We start from the raw sequence: 11,874 nt of genomic DNA on the forward strand, positions 1-11,874 counted from the left end.
TTCAGGTGCGAACGGGAATCTAGTAGAACTAAATTAGATCCCCCAAAAAAAATTTTCAGAGGTTGCTATTCAACTCCATGAAAATGCGAAATTAGTATTCGGAAAAAAATTAAGATTAGTTTTTTTCCAAACTGTTTCTTAAAATGAATAAAGAAATTTTAACCCGGATATAAACATGTCAGTAGAATTATTATCAAGAATTCAATTCGCATTTACAATTGCATTCCATTATATCTATCCTCCGCTCAGCATCGGATTAGGAGTGGCTCTTGTATTAATGGAAGGACTTTACTTAAAAACTAAAAACCCAATCTTTCAGCAGATGACAAAATTTTGGGTGCGTGTTTTTGCATTAACATTTGCATTAGGAGTCGCCACCGGAATTGTAATGGAGTTCGAGTTTGGTACTAACTGGGCTACATACTCAAGATATGTCGGCGATGTTTTTGGAAGTGCATTAGCAGCCGAAGGAATTTTTGCATTCTTTCTTGAATCCGGTTTTTTAGCTGTCCTAGTATTCGGTTGGAATAAAGTTTCTCCTAAAATGCATTTCTTTTCTACAATAATGGTTGCGTTGGGTGCTATGTTGAGTGCTGTTTGGATTGTGGTTGCAAATTCATGGCAGCAGACTCCAGCCGGGTTTCATATTGTTGGTGAAGGTATAAATGCCCGTGCCGAGATAACCAACTTTTGGCAAATGGTATTTAACCCATCTTCAATGGAAAGATTAATGCATACTCTATCCGGTGCATGGCTTTCAGGTTCATTTTTAATTTTGAGTGTTTCGGCATATTATCTTTTAAGGAATAAGCATACCGATTTCGCAATCAGATCGTTTAAAGTCGGTTTGGGTATTGCAATTTTTGCGTCTTTGTTTCAATTAGTTTCCGGGCATAGCAGTGCTGTAGGCGTTAGCAAAAATCAACCGGCAAAATTAGCGGCTTATGAAGCTCACTTCGATTCGAATAAAGTTGCTGATATGTATTTATTCGGCTGGGTAAATGAGAAAAATCAAAAAGTAAATTTTGGTGTAGCAATTCCCGGCTTTCTAAGCTATTTGGTACATGGTGATTTCAATACTCCGATAAAAGGATTAAATGCATTTAAGAAAAATGAGATTCCTCCGGTTAATTTTGTATTTCAAACTTATCATCTGATGGTTGCAATAGGATTTACTCTAATCGGGTTGAGTGTGCTCGGTTTATTTTATTTATGGAGAGGAACTCTCTTCCAAAAGAAATGGCTTTTAAAAATATTTGTTCTTTCTGTTCTACTGCCTCAGGCAGCAAACCAATTAGGCTGGTTTTCTGCTGAAGTCGGCAGACAGCCCTGGATTGTTCAAGGATTACTTAGAACATCGGACGCGCTTTCAAAAGCAGTAGAAGCAAATCAAGTTATCTTTTCTTTAATACTTTTTTCGATAATCTATGCTCTGCTTCTTGTCCTTTTCCTCTATCTACTTAACGAGAAGATTCAACACGGTCCAATGGAAGCAGATTTAGTAACATCAGAATATGAAAAACAAAAAATGATATTTTCCAAAAACCAAAAGTGAAAAAATGGAATTCAATTTTGATCTAAATAGTATTTGGTTCATTCTGATTGGTGTTCTTTTAACCGGTTATGCAATATTGGATGGTTTCGATCTTGGAGTCGGAGCTTTGCATTTATTCATGAAGGGAGATACTAACAGAAGAATTTTGATAAACTCAATTGGTCCAGTTTGGGATGGTAATGAAGTATGGCTTGTAACCGGCGGCGGTGCGTTATTTGCCGCTTTCCCGCATGTTTATGCAACTGTATTTTCCGGTTTTTATACTGCGTTCATGATTCTTCTTTTTGTATTAATCTTTAGAGCAGTTGCTATTGAGTTTAGAAGCAAGCAAACTATGCAATGGTGGAGAACAGCTTGGGATACGGCGTTTTCAATATCAAGTATCTTGATTGCATTTTTGATGGGTGTAGCTATCGGAAATATTATTACAGGTATCCCGGTTGGGAGCGATAAAGAATTTGCCGGAACATTTTTGGGTTTAATTACTCCATTTACAGTTATGGTAGGTATTACAACAGTTTCACTTTTCATGATGCATGGCGCTATTTATCTAATGATGAAAACCGAAGGCGAGGTTCAGACAATTGTTAGAAACTGGACCAACAACACAATAATATTCTTTGCGATCTGCTACATTTCTACAACAATGGCAACATTAATTTATTACCCGGAAATGGTTCAGCCATTTAAAACCCATCCTTGGTTATTCATACTTGCATTATTAAATATGCTTGCAGTTGCAAATATTCCCCGCTCAATTCATCTCGGAAAAGAGTTCAAAGCATTTTTGTCATCCGCTGCGAGCATTGCTGCATTATTAGCTTTATTCGCAATTGGCTTGTATCCGAATATTGTCAAATCTACGATTGATCCGGCATATCATTTAAATATTTATAATGCTTCTTCATCTCAAGAAACATTGAAGATAATGCTGATCATCGCGCTAATCGGTGTGCCGTTCGTTCTAACGTACACAGTCAGCATCTACTGGATTTTTAGAGGAAAGGTGAAGATCGATTCAATGAGTTATTGAAAAATCGGTGTCATTTATTCATTGACAAATGACTATTGCTTACAACTAATATTTTAGTTCACGGTTTATTTACCGCCGGATTGTCTGCTCATTTCAACGCGGTTAAATCCGTTAAGTGCCGCAACTCGATATGCTTCTGCCATTGTAGGATAATTAAACGTACTGTTGATGAAATACATCAGCGTATTACCTTCTCCTTTCTGAGACATGATTGCCTGTCCGATGTGAATAATCTCAGATGCTTCGTAACCAAAACAATGAATGCCGAGAATCTGCAATGTCTCTCTGTGAAAAAGTATTTTTAACATGCCGACTGTTCTTCCTGTAATCTGCGCTCTTGCAAGATGACGGAAGAAAGAATGACCGACTTCATACGGAATTTTCTTTTCAGTTAATTCTCTTTCATTAAGTCCAACCGAACTAATTTCAGGAATGGTATAAATTCCCGTAGGAATATCTTCGGCTTTCAAGGTTGTCTTTTCACCAAATATCAAATGTCTTGCTGCAAACCTTCCTTGATCATAAGCCGCGCTTGCAAGACTCGGATACCCGATAACATCACCCACTGCAAAAATATTTGGAACCGTTGATTGATAAAATTCATTGACCGGGATTGATCCTCTGGAATTAATTTCAATATTTAATTCTTCCAGTCCCATATTTTGAGTATTGCCTGTTCTTCCTTGCGCCCATAATAAGTAATCGCTTCTAATTTGTTTATTGGACTTAAGAAAAATAGTTACGCCTTTATCATCCGCTTCAACTTTTTCATATTCTTCGCCATGACGAACCAGAACTCCGTTCTCTCTTAAATGATAAGCAAGCGCATCAATTATTTCATCATCAAGAAAAGATAGAAGTTGGTTGCGCGTATTAATCAAATTGACTTTTACACTCAGACCTCTAAATATCGAAGCGTATTCGCACCCTATAACTCCGGCACCGTAAATTGTTAACGTCTTAGGATTATCTTGAATTTTTAAAAGTTTGTCGCTGTCAACAATTCTAGGATGAGTAAAATCCACATCTGGTGTATGATATGGTCTCGAACCGGTTGCAATAATAAATGAATCTGCAAAGTAAATCTTTTTCAATCCGGATGATTCTGTAACTTCAACCGAGTTTGAATTTAGAAATTTGGCTCTCCCGATAATTAGATCTACACAATTTCTGGTATAAAAACCATGCCTTAATTCAACTTGACTATTTATAACCGATGCGGTTTGTTTCAACAGTTCTTGATAAGTAGCGCCTTCAAATTTATTACTATCATATAATATCTGGCTGGCATGTCTAAGCGCTTTACTTGGAATAGTTCCTTTATGAGTGTTGCTTCCTCCTACGAGCGAAAATTCTTCGCACACTGCAACTTTTTTTCCCTCTTTAGCGCAAGTCATTGCAGCGCCTTCACCGCCGGGACCGCTTCCAATAATTATAACATCGTATTTATTTTCCATAATGATTATACCGATCAGAATAGTGAATAATTAAACCAGTGTTACTCAGCTCAATCAAATTTTAAAATAACAGACTTTCTTTCTCGTTCGGAAAGTTCGTCGGATTTGCTTGTTGACTTAAATAAATCAAATAAATTGTTTACTGGTTCTTCTTTTTCTTCAACTGAATTCAAGTTTTGCGTGTCATTATTTATTTTAATTGCGCTGGCGGATTCCTTATTTATTGCGTCCTTAATAATTTGATTATCTGCGTTCGGAATCCCTAGAGCTTGTTTCAAGAGGTCAATTATTTCTTCTCTAAATACCTGTACATTAGCCGCATCCGGAGTTTTGGGCATTGATAAATTTTGTTTGCCAAGATTTATATCCTCGGCAATCTTGTCAACATTAGTTATTGCTTCAACTTTCGGATTCCGGTCTTCAATTGTTCTCATTTTAATTTCATCGGCATCTTTTGAAACTTTGTGAGCATCTGCTTCTTCTTCAATGAATGAATCATCAAATGCGAAAATCGCATCGGCATAGATTTTATCATTCTGACTTTGAGCTTCAACGGCTTTAAGATCAAAGCTATACACTTCGGCAAAATTCGGTTCAGTTTCCTTTTTAGTTAGAGACGTTAACCCAACTTGTTGAATCTTGAAACGGAATTCAGACGGATCTAAATCGAAACGAAGATGCCGTAAATCTTTAATTGCAAAAACCGGGTCGAAATAGATCAGTTCTATCTTTCCGTTAATTTGTATGAAGTAGCCATACTTAGTTGAATATGCATCAAGACTGTTAACGTTTGTAAGAAGGCGATAGATAATTAGGTTTTTCGGTGAAGGATCTTTTATAAAAGCACAAACATCAAAGTAACTAATACGCCTTGGGCTTTTAATCTTTTCATTTTTATAAATTATCTTAAAGCTATCATTAAAGTTGAACATGTTTTGAGAGTAGATCAAAACATCATTTTTACGAAGATCTAGAGTTTCTAAAAGCATTATAATAGTGTTTAGTTTTGAGTGATCAGTTTTTATTGTTTTGCGTTAATATTAGATTATTCTTAGTACTTTTTACAATTGCAGTTAGCATTTTTATTAATGCATTAATATCAATCAAATATTTTTCGTAATCATATTTCACAAATTGACTTTTATGTAATAGTTTCAACCAATAATCATTCTCTCTTGCTTCCTTTGCAGCTATAGACATTTTATTCAAAAAATCTTTTTTTGAAGCCGCCGCCTGAGCTTCATTAACATTTACTCCGATACTCGTAGCAGTTTTTAATAACTGTTTAGATATAATAAATTCTGAATTTCTTATTAGTTCTTTATACAATTCCATTATTTCTAAGGCAAAATTAAAACCCTTCTCAGTTACTCTACCTTTCCCATCTTCGATTATTTTGCCTCCCGCTAAAAACAGATAACCATAATCTTATCTATGATCTCTAACAACTAAAAACTGCTCTCATTACGCCCAACGGATTAATCCAAGTTCAAATTGATTGATCAGCAATGGATGCTTAGGCAGCAAGCGCAATGTAAATCCAAATTGACCGGTGTCTTTGCAATTTATCTCGCCGCGGTAAATATATTTTGTTGATTTACTTTTCTTAATTACATGAGACATATTGACTTTCAATTTTGTACCGTCAACTCCATCGTCAACTTTACCAAAATAGATCTGAACATCAACATCATCAGGAGTCAAGTCTCCTAATTCTACTTCGGCGAGTATAGGATATTTCAGACCTACTTTGAGGTCGCCATTCTTTTCTTCTTCAGAGATACTTAAAAATTTTACTTTATCCCAATTTGCATATAAGCGGTTTTTCCATTGAGAAAAGGCTTTTCCCTTTTCCCAATTATTTTCCATCAATGCCATCCGTTTCTCACGGGATGCAAAATAGAATTTAGTAGCATACTGCTCAACCATTCTGTGAGAATTATAAATCGGTCCTAATTTCTTCATCGAATTTTTCATCATGGAAATCCAATTGCGCGGAAGCTTATCCTCCCCTCTATTATAAAAGAGTGGAACAAGTTCTTTTTCGATTCCTTCATAAATTAATCTTGATTCAACCTCATCCTGGTAATCAAGATTATCATATTCTTCTCTATTACCAATTCTCCAACCGACTTCTGGTGTAAATGCTTCATCCCACCATCCATCCATTACACTAAGATTCAAACCTCCGTTAGCAATTACCTTCATACCAGAAGTCCCGCTTGCTTCGAGCGGTCTTCTTGGATTGTTCAACCAGACATCGCATCCTTCAACCATATACCGTGCGATGTTCATATCATAATTTTCAAGGAATACAATTTTTTTTCTTAAATGCGGTTCTTTTGAAATCGCAATGACTTCTTGAATAAGTTTTTTCCCTTCGTCATCTTTTGGATGCGCTTTACCGGCAAAAATTAACTGAACCGGGAAATTAGGATTGCCTAAAATACTCGCCAAACGTTCGATATCACGTGCAATTAGTGTTGCGCGTTTATATGTAGCGAAGCGTCGGGCAAAACCAATTGTTAATGCCTGCACGTCAAGAACTTCCTTTGCAGAAGCGAGTTCTGAAGCCGAGCCCCCGCGTTCAATAATTTGTTTTGTTAATCTGCTGCGCGCGAATGCAACAAGTCTTTCTCTCCTTCTTTCATGAGTACGCCACAATTCTTCATCCGGGATTTCATCAATGTTTTTCCATGATTCGGGATCTGCAGGATTCTGCATAAATTTTTCACCGAGATATCTGTATAACAATTCCTGCATATCATTTGAAAGATGTGATCGTGTATGCACTCCGTTGGTAATATAGTCAATTGGAATTTCATCGAAAGGAATATCTACAAATCCAGCCATCCACATTTTTTTAGAAACTTTACCGTGAAGTTTACTAACACCGTTAACAAAACCCGCCATATTCATTGCAAGATGTGCCATATTGAAATTAGTAACCGGTTTATCTTTAAGAATTGTGCCCAATGAATAGAAAGTTCTATCGTTAATTTGCAATTCATTTCGATAATAATTACCAAAATATTTTTCTATGAGATCATTTGGGAAAATATCGATTCCCGCAGGCACCGGAGTATGTGTAGTGAATACATTGGAATAAAAATTAATGTCTTTCGCCTCCGTAAAATTCAATCCATGACTTTTAATTAGATAACGAATTCTTTCTAACGAGAGAAATGCTGAGTGTCCTTCATTCATGTGACAAACCAAAGGGTCCATTTTCATTGCGTGAAGTGCTCGTATTCCACCGACTCCCAGAACAATTTCTTGCTGCATACGGGTCTCAACATTTCCGCCATAAAGAGAACGGGTAATTTTTCTATCATCTTCAGAATTTTCCGGAACATTGGTGTCAAGTAAGAATAATGGGATTCGGCCAACCTGAATTTTCCAAACCTGCACAATCACTTTTCTACCGGGAAAATCCATTTCAATTTTTAACGGAGTGTTTTCGAAATTAGTTACAAGTGCCATCGGCTGATTAAAAAAGTCTGTTAATTCATATCGTTCTTGCTGCCATCCATCGTTGGTTAAATATTGTTGGAAATAACCTTCCTTGTAACAAAGTCCTACAGCAACAAGCGGCAATCCAAGATCACTTGCAGATTTTAGATGATCTCCGGCAAGAACGCCGAGTCCACCTGAATAAACCTGCAAACATTCCGTAAGACCAAATTCAGCGGAGAAATAAGCAATAAACTTATCACCTTCAAACGAATAATTTTTTTGATACCAGCTTCGTTCTTCCATGTAAACATTAAGGTGAACATAAACACGGTTCATATGAGAAATAAAACTATCATCGGCAGCAACTTCATTCAATCTTTCTTGGCTAATCTTACCTAACATAAGAACAGGATTGTGGTGGGTTTCTTCCCATAATTTGCGGTCGAGTCTTCTAAATAATTCTATTGCATCGTGGTTCCAGCTCCAAGACAGGTTGTATACAATTTCGCGTAAAGATTCTAATTTTTCCGGAAGTGACGGGACAACATTGAACCTGCCGATAAAATTTACCATTTACAACTCCATTTTTGTAAGGATTCATTTGCCTAACAAAGTTAACATATTTTTTAATTGTTCAAAAGACAAGATAAAATTGGAAATTTTTGCGGGAACAAATCTTCCCATTTCATAATTAAAGCAAGAGTAAGTTAAAAAAGTTATTTACAGTTTTTCAGGTATTAATAATTTGTTAAATTTGATTTACAACAAAATAGTTTGCGTGCGATGAATTACATATTAAGTTTTCTGATAGGTTATATTATTGGTTCTCTTCCAACGGCGTATTTAATTATGAAACGGTTTTTAAATATCGATATAAGAACAACCGGCTCAGGAAATGTGGGAGCTTTGAATTCATTCGAAGTTTCTAAATCAAAAATGATTGGATTGACAGTATTTATAATTGATTTACTTAAGGGGTTAACGGCTGTACTTCTTACAAAATTATTAATCGGAGATGAATTTATTTTTGTGATGATCTCATTGAATGCGGCAGTTCTGGCCCATTGTTTTTCGCCTTGGATAAATTTCAAAGGCGGAAGAGGAATAGCAACAGCCGGCGGAGGCGCGTTATTTATTTCTATCCCGATGCTTCTCCTCTGGGCATTGATCTGGTTAATCTCATTCGGGTATCCTAGGAATATTCACATCGCTAATGTCATCGCATCAATTTTGACTGCCTTAATCTCCTTTACTTCAGCATTTCTGTTAAATCAGTTTTCATTTCCTCATGCTGTAAATAATTTACAATTTAGCATTTATGTCAGCTTGTTGATGCTGATTATTTTAACCAAATATTATGTTCCAATGAAGGAATTGATTCTTAAAGTAAATAATAAAAATTAAGGGTACTAAAAATGAATAGAGTAAAAACAATAATTTTATCTTCTGCAATAACGTTAATAGTTGCCACCGTTATTTTTTCGATGGTAATAAAAAATGATTCAAATAATTCATCGGCTGCATTAAGTTCATTATTAAATCCGACTCTTCAAAGACAAGCTATTGCCGGCGATATTCTTAATGAACGCCAGAATATAATTACTAAAACTGTTGCGCAAGTAAGCCCGGCAGTTGTTGGAATTAGTGTTACCGAAATCAGGCAAATTAGAGAATTATACAACTTGGATCCGTTTTGGCGACAATTCTTTGGCGATAGAGTATATAATCAACAAATTAAAAGTTTGGGTTCAGGGGCAATCATATCACCTGATGGATACATTATAACAAATGATCATGTTGCCGGAAATGCTGTAGAAGCAATTGTTACATTAACAGACGGCAGTCAGTACAATGCAAAAGTGATTGGGACTGATCACACATCAGATATCTGTCTTCTTAAAATTGAGGCTAAGAATCTTCCGTATATCAAATTCGGCAACTCAGACGATATAATGATTGGTGAATGGGTTATTGCATTCGGAAATCCGTTCGGTTTATTCGACATTAACGACAAACCTACTGTTACGGTAGGTGTTGTGAGTGCTAACGGAATGAATCTCGGATCAGCAGATAACAGATATTATGTGAATATGCTGCAAACCGACGCCGCAATCAATAGCGGTAACAGCGGTGGACCGCTTGTTAATTCTCTTGGAGAACTTATTGGAATGAATACTTTAATTTACACAGCTCAAGGTTCTTCCGGAAATGTTGGAGTGAGTTTCGCAATCCCAATAAATAAAATAAGTCGCGTTACAAAAGAATTGAAAGAAAAAGGGAAAGTGGAAAGAGATTTTTGGACCGGATTAAAAATACTAACAATCAATGATCAACTCTCAAAAACTTATAAGCTAAGTTCTTCCCGCGGGGTAATAATAACAGAAGTTCAGCGCAATTCGCCGGCACAAAAAGCCGGTTTACAGCCTGGAGATATTGTTATTGGTGTAAATTCATTTAGAGTTAATGATGATATTACTCTCGGAGGTATAATTCAGGAATTTAGAACGGGAGACACGATAGATGTTAAAATTTTGCGTGATAACAAACAGTTAACAATTAAAATGAAACTGGAGAAGATGAAATGATTGAACGCTACACTTTGCCCGAGATGGGAAAAATTTGGAACGATCAATTTAAATTGGAAACGTGGTTAAAGATTGAGATTCTCGCATGTGAAGCTAGAGCAGAAATGGGTGAAGTGTCTAAAGATGATTGGGAACTGATTAAGTCTAAAGCCGATTTTAATCTGAAGCGTGTTCTTGAAATTGAAGAAACCACCAAACATGATGTGATAGCATTTCTAACAAACGTCGCCGAATATGTCGGTCCAGCGTCACGACATATTCATTACGGAATGACTTCATCGGATGTTCTTGATACAGCACTCGCCTATCAAATGAAATCTGCCGGTGAATTACTTCTGAAAAAATTAACCGAATTAAAGAATGTTTTGCAAAGAAGAGCTGTTGAACATAAGAAAACTATTTGTGTTGGAAGAAGTCATGGAATTCACGCCGAAGCGTATTCCATGGGATTAAAGTTCGCACTCTGGTTTGAGGAAGCTAAAAGAAATATATCCCGTTTGGAAAATGCTGTACAATCGATAAGCACGGGCAAAATTTCCGGAGCGGTTGGAACATTTGAACATCTTTCTCCTAAAGTGGAAGAATATGTTTGTTCTAAACTTGGTTTGAAACCGGAACCGGTTGCTACTCAAGTTGTTCAGAGAGACCGTCATGCAGAATTTTTAACAGTAATCGCAATCATCGGTTCTTCACTTGAAAAAATTGCGATTGAAGTCCGTCATTTGCAAAGAACCGAAGTGCTTGAAGCGGAAGAATATTTTTCGAAAGGACAAAAAGGCTCTTCCGCAATGCCGCATAAAAGGAATCCGATTGTGAGCGAAAGAATTACCGGTATTTCTCGATTGTTACGAAGTAATTCAATGGCTGCTCTGGAGAATGTTGCGCTCTGGCATGAACGAGATATTTCGCATTCTTCAGTTGAACGTATCATAATTCCGGATAGTTGTATTGCACTTGATTATGCTTTGAACCTTGCCATAAAACTTGTTGATAGACTGATCATCTATCCAGAGAACATGATAAAAAATCTAAATCTAACCAGAGGATTAATTTTCTCTCAGGCAGTTCTCCTGAAGCTGACGGAGAAAGGAATGACACGAGAAGATGCTTATGAGATAGTTCAAAAATCTGCCATGGTTGTTTGGGGAGATCAATCGAAGAATTTGAAGGATGAGCTCTCAAAATCAGCGAAGGTGAAAAACTTTTTCGATCAACAAGATTTAGATGACATGTTCGATAACGGCAAGCTTCTTAAAAATATAGACTATATCTTTGCCCGTTCGGTTGATCTCCAATAAAAAATTAGCTTCCCTTCTATAAAGTTAAATTCAGAGCATTAGTCTTTATACCGCATTTTCTTTGAATTACTTGATATTTCAAAAGAATATTGACAAATCAAACTTCTTCCCTTATATTAGCACTCGTTAATACAGAGTGCTAATCATTCATTCATTAAAGGAGGTCAAACTATGGCAGATTTCAAAATCAAACCATTAGGTGACAGAGTAATAGTAAAACCAAAAGAAGCTGAAGAAACCACAAAAGGCGGTATCATTCTTCCGGATACAGCAAAAGAAAAACCAGTTGAAGGTTCTATTGTTGCTGTTGGTGCCGGTAAAGTTACAGAAGAAGGCAAATTGGTTGCAATGAGCCTTAAAGTAGGCGATGTAGTTCTTTATGGAAAATATTCCGGAACAGAAATTAAAATTGACGGCGATGAATATTTAATTATGCGCGAAAGCGATATTTACGGAATCGTTAAATAAAAAAAGTTTGATTAAAATAAAC

The 11,874-nt window shown here is 36.2% G+C and carries 10 protein-coding genes; 6 read left to right on the top strand and 4 right to left on the bottom strand.

Annotated elements, in window-relative coordinates; genetic code table 11:
* Nucleotides 1–175: 175 nt before the first annotated feature.
* On the top strand, nt 176–1,555 hold the full coding sequence (locus NTX65_15090; protein ID MCX6170664.1) for a cytochrome ubiquinol oxidase subunit I: 1,380 nt from the start codon (nt 176–178) through the stop codon (nt 1,553–1,555).
* Nucleotides 1,556–1,559: 4 nt separating this feature from the next.
* A complete protein-coding gene (gene cydB, locus NTX65_15095) occupies nt 1,560–2,588 on the top strand; it encodes a cytochrome d ubiquinol oxidase subunit II (protein ID MCX6170665.1) in 1,029 nt (342 codons plus the stop codon).
* Nucleotides 2,589–2,653: 65 nt separating this feature from the next.
* Here cydB and sthA read toward each other — a convergent pair whose 3' ends face one another.
* The 4 genes from sthA to glgP all read right to left on the bottom strand — a co-directional run bounded on the left by sthA (nt 2,654) and on the right by glgP (nt 8,074).
* On the bottom strand, nt 2,654–4,045 hold the full coding sequence (sthA, locus tag NTX65_15100) for a Si-specific NAD(P)(+) transhydrogenase (protein MCX6170666.1): 1,392 nt from the start codon (nt 4,043–4,045) through the stop codon (nt 2,654–2,656).
* A 50-nt stretch (nt 4,046–4,095) separates the two neighbouring features.
* On the bottom strand, nt 4,096–5,034 hold the full coding sequence (locus NTX65_15105) for a hypothetical protein (protein MCX6170667.1): 939 nt from the start codon (nt 5,032–5,034) through the stop codon (nt 4,096–4,098).
* A 25-nt stretch (nt 5,035–5,059) separates the two neighbouring features.
* The gene (locus NTX65_15110; protein ID MCX6170668.1) at nt 5,060–5,437 is read right to left on the bottom strand and encodes a four helix bundle protein; all 378 of its coding nucleotides are present in this window, start codon (nt 5,435–5,437) and stop codon (nt 5,060–5,062) included.
* A gap of 72 nt (nt 5,438–5,509) precedes the next feature.
* Nucleotides 5,510–8,074, bottom strand: a complete 2,565-nt coding sequence (gene glgP / locus NTX65_15115) for an alpha-glucan family phosphorylase (GenBank protein MCX6170669.1) — start codon at nt 8,072–8,074, stop codon at nt 5,510–5,512.
* Between the two features lie 210 nt (nt 8,075–8,284).
* Here glgP and NTX65_15120 point away from each other — a divergent pair, with 210 nt between their 5' ends.
* The 4 genes from NTX65_15120 to groES all read left to right on the top strand — a co-directional run bounded on the left by NTX65_15120 (nt 8,285) and on the right by groES (nt 11,852).
* Complete coding sequence (locus NTX65_15120) at nt 8,285–8,905, top strand: glycerol-3-phosphate acyltransferase (protein MCX6170670.1); 621 nt, start codon at nt 8,285–8,287, stop codon at nt 8,903–8,905.
* An 11-nt stretch (nt 8,906–8,916) separates the two neighbouring features.
* Complete coding sequence (locus tag NTX65_15125; GenBank protein MCX6170671.1) at nt 8,917–10,086, top strand: trypsin-like peptidase domain-containing protein; 1,170 nt, start codon at nt 8,917–8,919, stop codon at nt 10,084–10,086.
* On the top strand, nt 10,083–11,384 hold the full coding sequence (gene purB / locus NTX65_15130) for an adenylosuccinate lyase (protein MCX6170672.1): 1,302 nt from the start codon (nt 10,083–10,085) through the stop codon (nt 11,382–11,384). The genes NTX65_15125 and purB overlap by 4 nt, the downstream gene beginning before the upstream one ends.
* A gap of 171 nt (nt 11,385–11,555) precedes the next feature.
* Nucleotides 11,556–11,852 carry a co-chaperone GroES gene (gene groES / locus NTX65_15135; protein MCX6170673.1) on the top strand — a complete coding sequence of 99 codons (297 nt, stop codon included), beginning with the start codon at nt 11,556–11,558 and terminating at the stop codon, nt 11,850–11,852.
* The last annotated feature ends 22 nt before the right edge of the window (nt 11,853–11,874 follow it).

Source organism: Ignavibacteriales bacterium (assembly GCA_026390795.1).
GTDB lineage: Bacteria > Bacteroidota > Ignavibacteria > Ignavibacteriales > Melioribacteraceae > Fen-1258.